Genomic DNA, 15,948 nt, shown 5'->3' on the forward strand with positions numbered 1-15,948 from the left:
CCGACGCCCGCGCCGCCTACTTCAACGACTTCTGCATCAGCACCGTGCCGAGCCAGCGGTCGAACTTGAAGCCGACCCGGCCCATCCGCCCGATCTCCTCGAAGCCGAAGTCCCGGTGCAGCTTCATCGACGCCTCGGCCCCCTGATCGGCGATGACGGCGATCATCTCCTTCAGCCCCGCCGCCCGCGCCCGTTCGATGAGCTCGGCGAACAACGCCCGCCCGAGGCCCTTGCCGGTCGCCGCCGGCCCCAGGTAGATCGAGTTCTCGACCGTGAACCGGTAGGCGCGCTTCTGCTTCCACGGCGACACGAGCGCATAGCCGAGCAGCTGCCCCGACGGCGACTCGGCGACGATGAACGGCATCCCGAGCCGGTCGAGATACGCGAACTTCGTCTTCCACGCGCGAAGCGTCATCGGCTCCTCGTCGAAAGTGACCATCGAGTTCGCGACGTAGTGGTTGTAGATCTCCCGCACCGCCGGCAGATCGGCCGCGCGCGCATCCCGCAGCGTGTACTCGAAGGGCGCCTCCGCCGGCTCCGCCTTGCGCAGGTGCCTGGGCAGCGACCGCCGCTGCTGGTATTCCTCCTCGAGCATGCGCCAAGGCTACGCGCCGCATGTTGCCGCCGTGTGACGTTTTCGGGTGTGGATGCCGCGGGGCCGCTACCCCGGCAACCGCCAGTCGACGGGGTCGCCGCCGGCGGCGGTGAGGAGCTCGTTCGCGCGGCTGAAGGGGCGCGAGCCGAAGAAGCCGCGCGACGCCGAGCGCGGGCTCGGGTGGGCGGACTCGATCGCGGGCACGTCGCCGAGCAGCGGTTTCAGATTCGCGGCGTCGCGGCCCCAGAGGATCGCGACGAGGGGCGTGCCGCGGGCGGCGAGGGTGCGGATGGCGTGCTCGGTGACCGCCTCCCAGCCTTTGCGGCGGTGGGATGCCGGGGCACCCGGCCGCACGGTGAGCGCCCGGTTCAGGAGCATCACGCCCGACTCGGTCCAGGCCGTGAGGTCGCCGTGCGGCACGGGCGGGATGCCGAGGTCGTCGTGCAGTTCGCGGTAGATGTTGGCAAGGCTGGGTGGGATGGGCCGCACGTGAGGGTCGACGGCGAACGACAGGCCGATGGGATGCCCGGGTGTGGGGTACGGGTCCTGCCCGACGATGAGCACCCGCACGTCTTCGAGCGGAGCGCGGAAGGCGCTGAACACGAGATCCTCCGCGGGCAAATACTCTCGTTCGGTACGCAGGAAGTCGCCCATGCGCGCGATGTCGACGGCGACGGGCTCCAGTGCGGCGGCCCAGCCGGGGTCGATGAGCCCGGCCTCGCCGAGCTCGGGCAGCGTCATCGGCATGTCACGCCTCCGTCGTCCGGGCGGAACCGCCGGGTGGGCACGGCCGCCACCTCACGCTCCGATCGTCGAGACGAGCACGCCGTGCTCGTCGGGCAGCACCCGCCAGACGCTCCCGGCACCGGCGACCCCGAGGCCGCCCTCGCCGACGATGAGGGCGGTGTGCTCGTCGATCGCGAGGCCGCCGTCGACGATGCCGGCCTCGACGGCCGCGATGAGCCGCGACAGGGTGCCCCACTGGGCCGCGTGCACGTCGATGGCGACGTCGACGAGGCCGATGCCGCCCTCCACGGTGAGCTCGTCGAGGTCCTCGGCCGCCTCTTCGGGGGCGACGGCCACGCCGCCGACGCGCCACCCGCCGACGAGGGCGCGTTCCGCGGCGATCGCGGCCCCGGCCGAGAACCCGAGATACGGGATGCCGGCGGCGACCTGCCGGCGGATCTCGCCGAAGCGCGGTTCGAGCGCGAGCCGGTAGGCGGGGGTGAGCCCGCCGCCGACGAGGATCCCGTCGACGTCGGCGATCGCGGCGGCGGGCACTTCGGCGCCCTCGGCGACGACGGTCACGACCGGATCGAAGGCGGCAGCGGTCTCGGCGACGAGCCTGGCCGCATGCTCGGCCCCGTCGGCGCGGACCGCGATGACGGCGATGCGCGGGAACGGCCGGCCCGCGGCATCCACACGCCCGGCGGATGCCGCACGCGACCCCGCCTCGGCGAGGAACGCCGCATACGCGGCGCCGTTCGGCGTCTCGCTCAGCCCGCCGCCGACGAGGTGGACGCTCACGAGGCGGCGGGCACGTCGACGGGCGGAAGGGCCGACCACGGGAAGACGATCCAGTCGTCCGTGTGGCGGAAGGTGAAGTCGGGCTCGAGCACCGTGTGCGACTTCGCGTACAGGGTCGCCGTGCGGACCTCGGCGCCGGCCTCCTCGAGGAGGGCGACGACCTTCGCGAGCGTGCGACCCGAGTCGGAGACGTCGTCGACGAGCAGCACGCGCTTGCCCTGCACCGCCGGCACGTCGAGCATCGGCGGGTGCAGCACGGGCTCCGGCAGGCGCTCGTCGATGCCCGTGTAGAACTCGACGTTGATCGAGCCGCACGCCTTGGTGCCGAGCGCGTAGGAGATGCCGCCGGCCAGCAGCAGCCCGCCGCGGGCGATGGCGATCACGACATCGGGGCGGAAGCCGCTCCGCAGCACGTCCTCGGCGAGGCTGCGCGAGGCGTCGGCGAAATCGGACCACTCGAGGATCTCGCGGCGCACCTCGGCGCCCGTCTGGCTTGCGGAGTCATCGGCATCGAACGTCATCCGACAAGGATAATCGTCCGCGAGCAGCGATTCCGCCGCGCCGGCGAGGGGTCTCGATACGCGCCTTCGGCGCTACTCGACCGGCGGGGATGACCGCCCGTCGGTCGAGGTGGCGCGTCAGCGCCGTATCGAGACCCTGCGCCTGCAGCGTGAAGGTCTCGATACGCGCCTTCGGCGCTACTCGACCGGCGGGGATGACCGCCCGTCGGTCGAGGTGGCGCGTCAGCGCCGTATCGAGACCCGGCGCCTGCAGCGTGAAGGTCTCGATACGCGCCTTCGGCGCTACTCGACCGACGGGGGCCGCGGCCTGCGCCGGCCGATCCGTTCGTCGATGAACGAGAGGATCGTCGCCGACGCCGTGCCGACGATCGCCACTCCGCCCATCATGAGCGCGACGCCGGCGACCCGGCCGAGCGGCGTCACCGGGTAGGTGTCGCCGTAGCCGACGGTGGCGATCGTCACGAACGCCCACCACACGGCATCGCCGAAGGTCGTGATCGTCGCCCCCGGCACCTCGCGTTCGGCTTCGAGCGTCGTGAGCGAGATGAAGTAGACGAACACGAGCGCGTAGCATCCGGCGAGCGCCACGATCCGCGAGCGCACGGCGGCCCCGTCCCGCTGCCGGAAGAACGCGACCCGGTCGATGAGGGCGATCACGCGGAACGCGCGGAACACGGGGAACACGACCGAGAGCACGTCGACGGGATGCGTGAACGCGAAGCGCCAGCGGCCGCCGGCCGGTGTCAGCACGATGCGCACGACGACGTCGACGGCGAAGGCGGCCCAGGTGATCGCGATGAGGGCGAGCAGCAGACGACGCAGCGGATCGGGCAGGGCGGGCGCGAGCACCCACACGGAGTAGGCGACGATGAAGACGAGGCCGGCGGCCACGAGCCAGCCCGAAACAGCCCGCTCCCAGCGTTCCCGGCGCACGGCGGCGACCCGCTCGGTCGCGGCCGTACCGCCGTTCGTCCCCCCGGACATCGTTCCCCCTCGTGCCCCTATTCGGCCGGCTTCAGCGGCCCGCGCGCCACGAGGTGCTGCGCGGACTGCGCGACCGGCTTCACGACGATGAGGTCCTGATCCACCCACCACGGCTTCAGCAGCGCGTCGCGGATGATCGCGGCGATGTCGCCGGCCTCGAGCGGATGCGTGACGCCCTGGTAGACGGCGTCGGCCTTCGCCCGGTCGCCGCCGAAGCGCACGAGTGCGAACTCGTCGGTGCGGACCATCCCGGGGGCGATCTCGATGACGCGGATCGGTTCGCCGTTCAGTTCGAGGCGCAGCACCTCGGTGAGGGCGTGCGCGGCGTGCTTGGCGGCGTTGTAGCCGCCGCCGCCCGGGTAGGCGACGTGCCCGGCCGTCGAGGTCACGTTCACGATGTCGACGCCCTCGCCGGTCTCGGCGGCCGCGGCCCGCAGCAGCGGCAGCATCGCGGTCACGACGCGCTTGACGGCGATGACGTTGACGTCGAACATCCACTGCCAGTCCTCGACCGAGCCGGCCTCGACGCTGTCCATGCCCTTCGCGCCGCCTGCGTTGTTCACGAGGGTGTGGATGCCGCCCGTCGCCGCAAGATGGTCGCGCAACGCATCCACGTCCTCCTGCTTCGTGAGGTCGGCGACGAAGAAGGAGGCACCGGTCTCGTCGGCGAGTTCGCGGAGACGATCCTCGCGGCGGGCGACGCCGACGACGTCCCAACCCGCTTCGCGCAGGGCGCGCACCGTCGCCGCCCCGATCCCAGAACTCGCACCCGTCACCACTGCACGCTTGACCATGCCACCATCATGCCGTGCCGGGCCCGCCTTCGCGGCCGGCGTGCCCCGTTTGCTTGAATGGGGTGATGCAACACACGAGGGCGGGCCAGAAGAGACGGGTCCCCCTGTGGGACAACGCCAGGTGGATCGCGATCGTCCTCGTGGTCGTCGGCCACGGCATCCTGCCGCTCATCGCCGAGGACGACGCGGCCTACAGCTTCTACCTCTTCATCTATTCGTTCCACGTCGCCGTCTTCGTGACGGTGTCGGGGTACTTCGCGAAGTCGGGGCCGCCGACGGCGAGGTCGCTGCGCCGCAGCCTCACCGATGTGGTGTTCCCGTACTTCATCTTCCAGACCATCTGGACGGTGGTGAAGTGGTTGCAGGGCGAACCGGTGCCGCTCGATTTCACGAAGCCGTCGTGGACCCTCTGGTTCCTCATCGCGCTCGCGATCTGGCGGATCGTGCTGCCCTACCTGGTGCTGCTGCGCTGGCCGTTCCTCATCTCGATCGTGATCTCGGTGGGCGCAGGGTACGCCGAGACGGTCGACTCGACGCTCGCGCTGACCCGCACCTTCGGCATGCTGCCGTTCTTCGTGTTCGGCTGGAAGCTGCGGCAGTCGCGGTTCACGGGCCGCTGGCTCGAGCTGCCCGAGTCGATCGCGTGGCGGTGGCGGGCGGGGGCGATCGCCCTGTTCGGGGCGGTGCTCGCGGCGGCCGTCCTGGTCGTCGAGACGTGGCGGGATGTGAAGCTGCGCAGTTTCATGCTCTTCGACGACGCCTATGTCGCCCTCGGCTACGACGAGCCGTGGTCGGGGCTCATCCGCCTCGCCCTGCTCGTGCTCGGGCTCGTGCTGGCGTGCGCGTTCCTCACCCTGATGCCGCGCGGCAAGCACTGGTTCACGGGCTTCGGTTCGGCGACGCTGTACATCTACCTGCTGCACTCCTTCGTGCTGTACCCGTTGCGGGAGACCCCGGTGCTCGAGGGGCCGATGCCGTTCTGGGTGCTGCCGGCGATGGTGGTCTTCTGCATCGGCGTGTCGATCGTGCTGTCGCTCCGGCCCGTCCGGCGCGTGTTCCGCCCGCTGGTGGAGCCGCGGGCGCGCTGGCTGTTCCGCCCCGAGCCGACGACGGCGACGGGCACGCTCGTGCTGCCCTTCGACGAGCAGAAGGATCCGCCGTCGGCGGCGCCGGATGCCCCGGGTGCGGATGCGTCCGGCCCGGAGCCCCGAGAACGCCCGTAGCGCCGGCGGTTACGTCGTGTGTCGGCATCCATTGCCCTGCATGGATGCCGTGTCTACCGTGATCGGAACGCGCCCGCAGCCGGCGCGACCGCGAAGGAGGCCCACATGAGCGAGCACAGCGCCGACTGGCGTTTCGAGACCAAGCAGGTGCACTCGGGCGCCGCGCCCGACCCCGTCACGAAGGCGCGGGCCACCCCGATCTACCAGACGACCTCGTACGTCTTCGACAACGCCGAGCACGCGAAGAACCTCTTCGCCCTCGCCGAGTTCGGCAACATCTACACGCGCATCCAGAACCCGACGCAGGACGTCGTCGAGCAGCGCATCGCCGCCCTCGAGGGCGGCACCGGTGCGCTGCTGGTGGCCAGCGGCCAGGCCGCCGAGACCTTCGCGGTGCTGAACATCGCCGAGGCCGGCGACCACATCGTGTCCTCCTCGTCGATCTACGGCGGCACGTACAACCTCTTCAAGTACACGCTCGGCAAGCTCGGCATCGAGACGACCTTCGTCGAGAACCAGGACGACGCCGAGGAGTGGCGCCGCGCGATCCGCCCGAACACGAAGCTGCTGTTCGCCGAGACCGTCGGCAACCCGAAGATCAACGTGCTCGACATCCGCCTCGTCGCCGATGTCGCGCACGAGGCGGGCATCCCGCTCATCGTCGACAACACGATCGCGACCCCCTACCTCATCCGCCCATTCGAGCACGGCGCCGACATCGTCATCCACTCGGCGACGAAGTTCCTGGGCGGCCACGGCACCGTCGTCGGCGGGGCGATCGTCGACGGCGGGCGCTTCGCGTGGTCGGAGAACGTCGAGAAGTTCCCCGGCCTCACCGAACCCGACCCGAGCTACCACGGCGCGAGCTACACGGCCGCGGTCGGCGATGGCCTTGCGTACATCATCAAGGCGCGCGTGCAGCTGCTGCGCGACCTCGGCTCGGCGATCTCGCCGAACTCGGCCTGGCAGCTGCTGCAGGGCATCGAGACCCTCTCGCTCCGCATCGAGCGGCACGTGCAGAACGCGCAGCTCATCGCCGAGTGGCTCGACGACCACCCCGATGTGGCGAGCGTGAACTACTCGGGCCTGCCGACGAGCCCGTGGTACGCGATCGCGAACGAGGTCGCGCCGAAGGGCGTCGGCGCCGTGCTCTCCTTCGAGCTGAAGGGGGGTGTGGATGCCGGCCGCGCCTTCGTCGACAACCTGAAGCTCTTCAGCCACCTGGCGAACATCGGCGATGTGCGCTCGCTCGTCATCCACCCGGCGTCGACGACGCATTCGCAGCTGACGCCCGAGCAGCAGCTCACTGCCGGCGTGACGCCGGGCCTCGTGCGACTGTCGGTCGGCATCGAGAACGTCGACGATCTGAAGGCCGATCTGGAGCTCGGGCTCTCCGCGGCCCGCGCGGCCGTGCAGGCGGCGGCCGTCTGACCACCCGCGCGCGCCGCCCGTAACAATCGGGCGGCGCGCAGCCGCGCACGGCAGAATCGCATCCATGGACTGGCAGACCACGGCCGACACGGCGCCCGGTGCCACGGTGCCCGCGGGCCCCGTGCCGATGGAGGCAGGCGCCCTGCCCGGCCGGGCACCGGCGACGGGAGCGTGGCGCGAGGGCGACCCGGTCGGCGAGCGCCGCTTCGCCGACCTCGGGCGGCTCGACCTCGAATCGGGTCGGAGCCTGCCGGCCGTTCGCCTCGCCTACGAGCAGTTCGGCACGCTCTCACCGGCCGGCGACAATGCGATCCTCGTGCTGCACGCCCTCACCGGCGACGCCCACGTGAGCGGGGTCCCCGGCCCCGGGCAGGCGAGCACGGGCTGGTGGAACGGCTTGGTCGGCCCGGGCCGGGCGGTCGACACGGATCGCTGGTTCGTGCTGGCACCGAACGTCCTCGGCGGGTGCCAGGGCTCGACGGGGCCGGCCTCGCTCGCTCCCGACGGGCTCGAGTGGGGCTCCCGTTTCCCGGCCGTCACGATCCGCGACCAGGTCGCCGCGCAGGCGCGCCTGGCGGAGGCCCTCGGCATCCGCCGGTTCGCCGCGGTCGTCGGCGGCTCGATGGGCGGGATGCACGTGCTCGAGTGGGCGGTGACGCATCCGGATCGCGTGGAGCGGATCGCGGTCCTCGCCGCCCCGGCCGAGACGACGGCCGATCAGATCGCCCGGAACTCGGTGCAGCTCGAGGCCGTGCGGCTCGACCCGGGCTTCCGCGGCGGCGAGTATTACGACGCGGCCGACGGCGACGGCCCGCACCGGGGCCTTGCGCTCGCCCGCCGCATGGCGATGCTGAACTACCGCACGGCCGGCGAGCTCGACGAGCGCTTCGCCAGGCAGTGGCAGTCGGAGCTGGATCCCTTGGGCGGCGGCCGCTTCGCCGTCGAGTCGTACCTCGACTTCCACGGCAACCGCTTCACGCGCCGTTTCGACGCGAACAGCTATCTCGTGCTGACCGAGGCGATGAACTCGCATGATCTCGGCCGGGGCCGGGGCGGGGTGGATGCAGCGCTCGATGCGATCGGGGCCAAGAGCCTCGTGCTGGGCGTCGACACCGACCGGTATTTCCCGCTCGACGGGCAGCGTCGCATCGCCCGCCGACTGCGCGGCAGCGTGCACGGTCCGGAGCCGGTGGTGGTGGATTCGCCGTTCGGCCATGACGCGTTCCTCATCGAGGACGAGGCGGTCGGCGCCGCGCTCGGTGCCCTGCTCGCTGCGTGACATGCCACGGCCCCTGTTCGAGGGTCCGAGGCATGCTCGACTTCGCGCTATCGTGTGACATGTCGCCGGCGTCGCTTCGTGCGACCCGAACGACTGGCTGAACATGAAACGAGTGCTCAAGGAGCGCGATCGGCTCCTCCGTCGCCTGGCGGGCATCGCCGGCGGCACGGGCGCGATCGCCACGGCGGCATGCGCCTTCGCACCGGGCGGCATGCCGCAGCTCGCGGCCCTCGTCTGCGTCGTGCTGTCGATGGGGCAGGCCGTGCTCCTCACCAGGTTCGCCATGCGCGGCGCGGGCGCCGAGCCCGTGCTGACGGTGATCGCCTCGGCCGCGCTCATCCTCGCCGTCGGTTTCGCCGGGCCGCACCGGACGCCGGATGCGGCGACGGCGATCGTCGTCTCCGGCGGCCTCACTGCGGCCTCGGTCGCGCTGCCGCTCGTCGTACGCCGGGGCGTCGCCCCGGTCGCCTGGCTCGCGGCGGCCGTGCTCGCCGCAGCCGCCGCCCCCGTCTTCGCGGGCCGCCCGGTCACGGGGGTCGTCGTCGCGATCGCGGCGGGCTGGGCGGCGTTCGCTCTCGCGGGGGCTCTGCTGGAGGCCGCGGGCCGCCGGGCCGCCGACCGCGCCGCCGAGATCGGGCGCGCGCACCGCGCCGAACGGCAGGCGAGCGAGCGGGAGGCGCAGTTCCGCCAGGATGCGCGCGTGCTGCACGACACCGTCCTGGCCACCCTCAGCCTCCTCGCCCATTCGGGCGTGGGCGTCCGCGCCGACACCCTCCGCCAGCAGGCCGACGAGGATGCCCGGCTGCTGCGGCAGCTCCGCCTCGGCGCGCCGCTCGGCCAGCCCTCCGCCGCCCTGTTCTCCCCCGAGGCCGAGGCCGGCGACATCCTCGGGCAGACCTTCGAGCTCGTGCGGCAGCGCTTCGGCCGCATGGGCCTGGATGTGAGCTGGCACGGCGCCCGCCGCCTCGTGCTGCCCCGCGAGACCCTCGACGCCCTCGTCGGGGCGCTCGGCGAGTGCCTCGAGAACGTCCGCCGGCACTCGGGAGCGAGCCGGGCCGACGTCACGATCAGCGACGACGACCGGACGGTGCGCGCCATGGTCACCGACGAGGGCGTCGGTTTCGATTCGGCCGGCGTCGCCGCCGAACGCCTGGGCTTCGCCGAGTCCGTCGTCGGCCGCCTCGAGCACGTCGGAGGCCGGGCGCGCGTCTTCTCCTCCCCGGGATCGGGCACGACCGTGATGCTGGAGGTGCCGAAACCGTGAACGGCACGTCGATCTCCGCCGCCGAGCGCGGCTTCCGCCGCCCCGAGCCGAGTGAGCGGGTGATGCGCGTGGCCCGCTCCGATCCGGGCGGGGTGCGGCTGGCCGGCGGCACGGCGCTCGTGGTGTGCGTGCTCGTGCTGTGGCATCTCGTGCGGCTCGTCATCGCGCTGCCGTACTTTCCGGGCGGGCGGATGCCGTGGCTCGCCTGGCTCGTGCTCGCGCTCGGCGCCGGAGGCATCGCCGCGGCCCTCAGGCTCGGTTCGGGCCGGACGCCGCGGCTGCTGTTCGGCTTCGCCGCAGCCCTCGCGGCGGTCGTGGTCGCCCTCGACCTCGTGGCCACGCACGGGCAGGCCGGCGCCGGGGTGACGCCGACGGCGGCGCCTGCGGCGATCGCCCTGCTCGCCCCGTTCACCTGGCTCGTCGCGCGCCGGGCGCCGGCGGCGTGCGCGCTGGTCTTCGCGGCGGTGCTCGCCGGCGTCTGCCTCGCATCGTCGCCGGATGCGGCGCACGCCTCGGCCCGGCTCATCGCGATCGCCGGCAGCGGCGCCCTGCCCGTCGTCCTCGCGGCCGTCGCCTCCGGCGGCTTCCGCCGCATGGTGGAGCAGCAGCTGGACCTCTCGATCGTGCAGAGCACCGTCGCCACGAACCGCCAGGCGGTCGGCATGCGGGCCTCGGAGGAGCTCGCCTCGCTCGACTTCGAGGCGGAGACCCTGCTCGAGGGCGTCGCCTCGGGCCGGCTGACGCTGCCATTGGCCCCCGAGACGGCCGAGGAGGCCGCGTCCCTCGCCGCGGCCCTTCGGGTGCGCCTCATCGAGGGGCGCACCGACACGTGGCTGAAGCATGCGGTCGCCGAGAGCGAGTTCCTCACCGGGGCGGTGCGGGTGGTCGATCCGCGCGGGGACGCGGGCCGGCTCGCCCCGGCCGCGCGCGACGCCCTGCTGCAGGCGGTCTGGCTCATCGTCGGAGATCTGCCGCGGCAGGCGGCCGGCCCCGTCGAGCTCGCCCTCGGCGCGGATGTCCCGCAAACGGGGGATGAAAACACCCCTGGCCCGGTCGTGAATGTCACAATTCGGGCACCGAGTCAGTTGAAGCGTCGCCTCGATGCGGCGACTTGGGATGCCATCGGTAGTGTCGGACCGCACGAACTGCGTGTCGACGCCGAAAGCATCCGCATCGACATCGCCTGTCGGATCACCGTGGGCGAACCTGCCGACGGCGCGTCCCCGCGCACCGTTCCTCGAGAGACAAGGGGAATCCAATGACACCATCCCGACCGCCCATCCGACTCGCCGTCGTCGACGACCACCGGATCCTCCTGGGCGCCCTGAGCGAGTGGCTCCGCACCGGTGCGAAGGACCTCCGCGTGGTGTGCGCCGTGCCGTCGTGGTCGGAGCTGCTGGCCGACCCCGCCTTCCCGGCGGATGTCGTGCTGCTCGACCTCGACCTGAAGGACGACATCCCGATCTCGCTGAAGCTGTCGACGCTGAAGACCGCCGGGGTCCGCACCGTGCTCATGAGCACCTACTCCGAGCCGGCGGTGGTGCGCGAGGCCATGGCGGCCGGCGCGCTCGGCTACATCGTCAAGACCGAACCCGTCGAGCAGATCGCCGAGGCGATCCGCATCGCCGAGGCCGGCGGCACCTACCTCACCCCCGAGCTCGCGGGCCGTCTCGTCGACGAGACCGGCGCGCCGAAGCTCTCGGCACAGGAGCGCCGCGTCATGGCCCTCTACGGCAACGGCCAGTCCGTCAAGGGCGTCGCGTTCGAACTCGGCATCAGCGAGGAGACCGCGAAGAGCTACCTGAAGCGCATCCGCGAGAAGTACAAGGTGCACGGCTTCGACGTCGGCACGAAGGTCGCCCTCCGCAAGCGCGCCATCCTCGACGGCATCATCCTGCAGACCGACTGAGGCCCCCGCTCAAGCGGGGTCTCGATACGCTCGCTGACGCTCGCACCTCGACCGGCGGAGGCCGCCCGTCGGTCGAGTAGGCGCGTCAGCGCCGTATCGAGACCCGGTGCCTGCAACGTGTGGAGGGTCTCGATACGCTCGCTGACGCTCGCACCTCGACCGGCGGAGGGCGTTCAGTCGCGCTCGATCGCCTGCTCGAGGCGTTCGATCTTGCCGTCGAGCTCACCGGAGTAGCCGGGGCGGATGTCGGCCTTCAGCACGAGCGAGACGCGCGATCCGTAGGGCATCACGGCCTCGGTCGCGCGTCGCACGACGTCCATCACCTCGTCCCACTCGCCTTCGATCTCGGTGAACATCGACGTCGTGCGGTTGGGCAGGCCCGACTCGCGCACGATCCGCACCGCGGCGGCGACGGCGTCGTGCACGGATCCGTCGGCGCGCCCGGTTCCGGACGGGGCGACGGAGAAGGCGACGAGCATGGGCGGGTCCTTTCCTCGGAGGTGCGGGCGACGAGCCGTCAGGCGGCGATGCGGCCGCGGGTGTCGGCGAGGGCGGCATCCACCGGCCGCCGCCGCCCAGCCTGCCACAACCGCGTCCCGCACCATACGGCGATGACGGCGACCAGGGCGTGCTTGGCCGTCAGCAGGAACACGAACCCGGGGTCGGCGACCAGCAGCCAGCCGTAGAGGTACGGGTAGATGACGTGCGTGAACGCCGCAACGGCGAGCGCGAGGCTCGCCGGCAGCACGAAACGGTGCGGCCGGTACACCAGGCCGAGGACGATCGGCGCCGCCAGCCAGGTGACGAACTGCGGCGAGCCGACCTTGTTGGCGAGCATGAGCCAGGCGACGAAGCCGAGCGCGAGCGGCGGCAGCACCCGGCCGAAGGCGGCGCCGCGGCGCACGGCCCGGATGCCGAGCACGAGGAAGGCGAGCACCCCGGCGATCATGAGCGGCGTCGTGATCCATGCGATCTCCACGCCCGGCCCGTCGATCTGGAACGTGAGGATGTCGTGGTCGTAGGAGATGCGGCTGGCCGTGTCGCCCAGGGCGATCGCCCACAGCCAGGGCACGGCCAGGGGCGCCTCGACCTGCAGGCCGCGGACGGTCTGCTCGCCGATGAAGCCGAAGACGTTCAGTTCGCTGCCGGCCAGGAGGCTCACGCCGACGATCCCGGCCGACAGGGCGAGGGCGACCATCACGACCTCCCCGCGTTTGCGGGACGCCGTCACGAGCGCGAGGCCGAGCGCGGCCGGCCACACCTTGACCCAGGTGGCGATCGTGATGAGGGCCGCGGCCACGCGCGGCCGCCCGGCCGCCCACAGCAGGCCGGCGATCGCGAAGGGCACCGTGATCGCGTCGATGCGGCCGAGGGCGATCGGCCCGAGCGCGGCGAGGAAGGCGAGCCACCACCAGGCGGCGATGCGACGCGGGCGGCTGCGGGCACCGCGGCCGAGCAGCACGGCGAAGACGGCCGCGTCGAGGGCGATGACGATGCCGAGCCACGTCCAGGCGTAGAGCTCGGGGCCGAGGGCGAGGGATGCGGCCATCGGGGCGAAGGCGAGGATCGGGTAGACCCAGGGCTCGTCGATGCCCATCCGCACCCAGTCGTGGGCGGCGTTCTCGGCCCAGACGAAGTACACGCCGGTGACGTCGCCGAGCGGGTACCCGGGGGCGAAGAGGTTCAGCGCCGCCAGGCCCGCGTGCACGGTCGCGAACCCGATCCACAGCGCGGCGGCCGTGCTCATCGCCCGGCCGAGGCGCCCGCGGCCGCTGCGCGTGCCTCCGACCGACATGGATGAGAGCATATCGGCTCCGGCGGGCCCGATCCGCGAACGGCGCCGCGGCGCCCGGGCGACGCGCCGGGTCATATTCCGCCATCGTGGCGATGCGGAGCGTGCCGATGCGGGATGCTGGATCCACACCCTGCCCGGAGGTTCCCATGACCCGCATCCCGCTCTTCCTCGTCGTCGCCGCGGCCGCCCTGGTCACGGCAGGCTGCACCGCCGACCCGGCTCCGCAGTCGACCGGCACGGGCGAGGTGACGCCCGGGGTGCTCACCGTCGGCACGGGCGAGCCCGCCTATTCGCCGTGGGTCGTCGACGACGAGCCCGAGAGCGGCGAGGGCTTCGAGTCCGCCGTCGCCTATGCGGTGGCCGCCGAACTCGGCTACGAGGAGGTCGTCTGGGTGCGCACGACGTTCGAAGAGGCCATCCAGCCCGGGCCGAAGGACTTCGATGTGAACCTGCAGCAGTTCTCGATCACCCCTGAGCGGGCCGAGAACGTCGACTTCTCCACGCCGTACTACGAGACGACGCAGGTGGTCGTGACGACGGGCGACTCGCCCGCGGCGGATGCCCGGAGCCTGGCGGATCTGAAGCCGCTGCTCATCGGGGCGCAGACGGGCACGACGAGCTTCGGCGCGGTCGAGGCCTCGATCGCGCCGGATGCCGGCACGCAGGTGTTCAACTCGAACGACGACGCGAAGCTCGCCCTCGAGAACGGGCAGGTCGACGCGATCGTCGTCGATCTGCCGACTGCGTTCTACCTGACCGGCGCCGAACTCGACGACGGCGTCATCGTCGGGCAGTTGCCGCCGTCGGCCGGCACCGGCGACGAGTTCGGCTTCGTGCTGCCGAAGGGCTCGGCGCTCACCGAGAAGGTGTCGGCGGCCGTGGACGCCCTGCGGGAGGACGGAACCCTCGACGAGCTCGCCGCGACGTGGCTCGCCGATGCCGGCGACGCGCCGGTGCTCCGCTGAGGCCATGACCGAGCCCGCCGAGCCCGCCCGCACCGTCGAGGCCGCAGGCACCGTCGAGGCCGCAGGCGAACCGTGGCGGCCGAGCGAGCTCGAGCGCGGGCGACGGGCGTACCGTCGCCGGCAGACGGCGACGAGCGTGGCGGTGAGCGCGGCATCCACCCTCGCCTTCGCCGTGCTCGTCTGGCTCTTCGTCGTGCAGACGCCCGGCTGGGCCCGCGTCCAGCAGACCTTCTTCGACCCGGATATCGCCCTCGCCTCGCTGCCGAAGGTGCTCGACGGTCTCTGGCTGAACCTGCGCGTGCTCGTCTTCGCCGCGATCGGCGTCGCCGTCGTCGCGGTCGTCACGGCGACGCTCCGCACGCTTCGCGGCCCGGTGTTCTTCCCGCTCCGGGCGCTCGCCGCCGGCTACACCGACCTGTTCCGCGGCCTGCCGCTCCTCATCGTGCTCTATCTCGTGGGCTTCGGCGTGCCGGGCCTCGGTTTCTTCCCGCGCGTCGACGTGGCCGTCTGGGGCACGATCGCCCTCATCCTCGTGTACGGGGCCTACGTCGCCGAGGTGCTCCGGGCGGGCATGACGGCCGTGCACCCCTCGCAGCGGCTCGCGGCCCGCGCCCTCGGTCTCAGCCACGGGCAGACGCTTCGCCGCGTCGTGCTGCCGCAGGCGATCCGCAACGTCACGCCGGCCCTCATGAACGACTTCGTCGCGATGCAGAAGGACGTCGGGCTGATCTCGGTGCTCGGCGCCGTCGACGCGGTGCGTGCGGCGCAGATCCAGACGGCCCAGTTCTTCAACTTCACCCCCTACGTCGTCGCGGGCCTCTGCTTCGTCGTGCTCGCCTGGCCGATGATCCGCCTGACCGACTGGGTGTCGGCGCGCATGCGCGCCCGCGAACAGGTGGGAGGCCTCGTATGAGCCTGCTGAGCCTCAGCGGCGTGCGCTGCGATTTCGGGGAGCGGCAGGTGCTCCGCGGCATCGACCTCGACGTCGACCGGCACGAGGTCGTGGCCCTCGTCGGCGCCTCGGGGTCGGGCAAGTCGACGCTGCTGCGCACGGTGAACCTCCTCGAGCACATCGACGACGGGCGGATCCTGCTGGGCGGAGAGGACATCTCCGACCCCCGAGCGGATGCCGACCGCGTCCGCAGCCGCATCGGCGCCGTGTTCCAGCACTACAACCTCTTCCCGCACCTGTCGGTGCTCGAGAATGTGACGCTCGCGGCGCGCCTCGTGCACCGGATGCCGCGGCTCGCGGCCGAGGAGCGGGCACGCGAACTGCTCGACTCGATCGGGCTCGCCGAGCACACCGGTGCATTCCCCGACCGGCTCTCGGGCGGGCAGCAGCAGCGGGTCGCGATCGTGCGGGCGATCATGACGGAACCGGAGCTGCTCCTCCTCGACGAGGTGACGAGCGCGCTCGACCCCGAGCTGGTCGGCGAGGTGCTGGAGCTCGTGCGGCGGCTCGCCGGCGAGGGCACGACGATCCTCATGGCGACGCACGAGATGGCCTTCGCACGCGAGGTCGCCGACCGGGTCGTCTTCCTCGACGAGGGGCGGGTGCTCGAGCAGGGGCCGCCGGCCGAGTTCTTCGGCGCCCCGCGCGAGGCGCGCACCCGCGAGTTCCTCGCCCGCTTCCTCGGCTGAAGCCCTCGGATGGCCGCCCC

Annotated in this window: 17 protein-coding genes; 9 read left to right on the plus strand and 8 right to left on the minus strand. The window is 72.1% G+C overall.

Annotated features, from left to right (window positions below; genetic code table 11):
• Positions 1 to 16: 16 nt before the first annotated feature.
• The 6 genes from G127AT_RS02875 to G127AT_RS02900 all read right to left on the minus strand — a co-directional run bounded on the left by G127AT_RS02875 (position 17) and on the right by G127AT_RS02900 (position 4,421).
• Entirely contained in the window at positions 17 to 595 is a 579-nt protein-coding gene (locus G127AT_RS02875) for a GNAT family N-acetyltransferase (protein ID WP_210899570.1), read from the minus strand.
• Between the two features lie 66 nt (positions 596 to 661).
• Complete coding sequence (locus G127AT_RS02880; protein WP_210899572.1) at positions 662 to 1,342, minus strand: uracil-DNA glycosylase; 681 nt, start codon at positions 1,340 to 1,342, stop codon at positions 662 to 664.
• Between the two features lie 51 nt (positions 1,343 to 1,393).
• Positions 1,394 to 2,122: a Type 1 glutamine amidotransferase-like domain-containing protein gene (locus tag G127AT_RS02885; protein ID WP_210899573.1), complete on the minus strand. Its 729-nt coding sequence runs from the start codon at positions 2,120 to 2,122 to the stop codon at positions 1,394 to 1,396.
• Positions 2,119 to 2,643 (minus strand): phosphoribosyltransferase, encoded by a 525-nt coding sequence (locus tag G127AT_RS02890; RefSeq protein WP_210899575.1) that lies wholly within the window; start codon positions 2,641 to 2,643, stop codon positions 2,119 to 2,121. The genes G127AT_RS02885 and G127AT_RS02890 overlap by 4 nt, the downstream gene beginning before the upstream one ends.
• Before the next feature lie 282 nt (positions 2,644 to 2,925).
• On the minus strand, positions 2,926 to 3,627 hold the full coding sequence (locus G127AT_RS02895; RefSeq protein WP_210899577.1) for a potassium channel family protein: 702 nt from the start codon (positions 3,625 to 3,627) through the stop codon (positions 2,926 to 2,928).
• A 17-nt stretch (positions 3,628 to 3,644) separates the two neighbouring features.
• The gene (locus G127AT_RS02900; protein WP_210899579.1) at positions 3,645 to 4,421 is read right to left on the minus strand and encodes an SDR family oxidoreductase; all 777 of its coding nucleotides are present in this window, start codon (positions 4,419 to 4,421) and stop codon (positions 3,645 to 3,647) included.
• Positions 4,422 to 4,486: 65 nt separating this feature from the next.
• Here G127AT_RS02900 and G127AT_RS02905 point away from each other — a divergent pair, with 65 nt between their 5' ends.
• The 6 genes from G127AT_RS02905 to G127AT_RS02930 all read left to right on the plus strand — a co-directional run bounded on the left by G127AT_RS02905 (position 4,487) and on the right by G127AT_RS02930 (position 11,527).
• On the plus strand, positions 4,487 to 5,644 hold the full coding sequence (locus G127AT_RS02905; RefSeq protein ID WP_210899581.1) for an acyltransferase family protein: 1,158 nt from the start codon (positions 4,487 to 4,489) through the stop codon (positions 5,642 to 5,644).
• Positions 5,645 to 5,749: 105 nt separating this feature from the next.
• A complete protein-coding gene (locus G127AT_RS02910) occupies positions 5,750 to 7,075 on the plus strand; it encodes a bifunctional o-acetylhomoserine/o-acetylserine sulfhydrylase (RefSeq protein ID WP_210899583.1) in 1,326 nt (441 codons plus the stop codon).
• A gap of 64 nt (positions 7,076 to 7,139) precedes the next feature.
• A complete protein-coding gene (gene metX / locus G127AT_RS02915) occupies positions 7,140 to 8,354 on the plus strand; it encodes a homoserine O-acetyltransferase MetX (RefSeq protein WP_210899585.1) in 1,215 nt (404 codons plus the stop codon).
• A 103-nt stretch (positions 8,355 to 8,457) separates the two neighbouring features.
• Positions 8,458 to 9,618, plus strand: a complete 1,161-nt coding sequence (locus G127AT_RS02920; protein ID WP_210899587.1) for a sensor histidine kinase — start codon at positions 8,458 to 8,460, stop codon at positions 9,616 to 9,618.
• Positions 9,615 to 10,880, plus strand: coding sequence for a hypothetical protein (locus G127AT_RS02925; RefSeq protein WP_210899589.1), 1,266 nt, complete (start codon positions 9,615 to 9,617; stop codon positions 10,878 to 10,880). The genes G127AT_RS02920 and G127AT_RS02925 overlap by 4 nt, the downstream gene beginning before the upstream one ends.
• Positions 10,877 to 11,527, plus strand: a complete 651-nt coding sequence (locus G127AT_RS02930; RefSeq protein ID WP_210899591.1) for a response regulator transcription factor — start codon at positions 10,877 to 10,879, stop codon at positions 11,525 to 11,527. Before G127AT_RS02925 ends, G127AT_RS02930 begins: the two co-directional genes overlap by 4 nt.
• 173 nt (positions 11,528 to 11,700) lie before the next feature.
• On the opposite strand, the gene G127AT_RS02935 is transcribed toward G127AT_RS02930, so the two are convergent.
• Together G127AT_RS02935 and G127AT_RS02940 are read right to left on the minus strand one after the other, a co-directional pair.
• Positions 11,701 to 12,006 (minus strand): thiamine-binding protein, encoded by a 306-nt coding sequence (locus G127AT_RS02935; RefSeq protein WP_210899593.1) that lies wholly within the window; start codon positions 12,004 to 12,006, stop codon positions 11,701 to 11,703.
• 38 nt (positions 12,007 to 12,044) lie between these two features.
• Positions 12,045 to 13,322, minus strand: a complete 1,278-nt coding sequence (locus tag G127AT_RS02940; RefSeq protein ID WP_210899595.1) for a glycosyltransferase family 87 protein — start codon at positions 13,320 to 13,322, stop codon at positions 12,045 to 12,047.
• Positions 13,323 to 13,468: 146 nt separating this feature from the next.
• On the opposite strand from G127AT_RS02940, the gene G127AT_RS02945 reads away from it, so the two are divergent.
• Genes G127AT_RS02945 through G127AT_RS02955 form a run of 3 tightly spaced genes read left to right on the plus strand, consistent with a single transcriptional unit; the run spans position 13,469 to position 15,928 of the window.
• Complete coding sequence (locus G127AT_RS02945; RefSeq protein WP_210899596.1) at positions 13,469 to 14,287, plus strand: ABC transporter substrate-binding protein; 819 nt, start codon at positions 13,469 to 13,471, stop codon at positions 14,285 to 14,287.
• Positions 14,288 to 14,291: 4 nt separating this feature from the next.
• Positions 14,292 to 15,200, plus strand: a complete 909-nt coding sequence (locus G127AT_RS02950; RefSeq protein ID WP_210899598.1) for an amino acid ABC transporter permease — start codon at positions 14,292 to 14,294, stop codon at positions 15,198 to 15,200.
• On the plus strand, positions 15,197 to 15,928 hold the full coding sequence (locus G127AT_RS02955) for an amino acid ABC transporter ATP-binding protein (RefSeq protein WP_210899600.1): 732 nt from the start codon (positions 15,197 to 15,199) through the stop codon (positions 15,926 to 15,928). The genes G127AT_RS02950 and G127AT_RS02955 overlap by 4 nt, the downstream gene beginning before the upstream one ends.
• Positions 15,929 to 15,948 lie beyond the last annotated feature (20 nt).

Source organism: Agromyces archimandritae, assembly GCF_018024495.1.
Taxonomy (GTDB): Bacteria; Actinomycetota; Actinomycetes; order Actinomycetales; family Microbacteriaceae; genus Agromyces; species Agromyces archimandritae.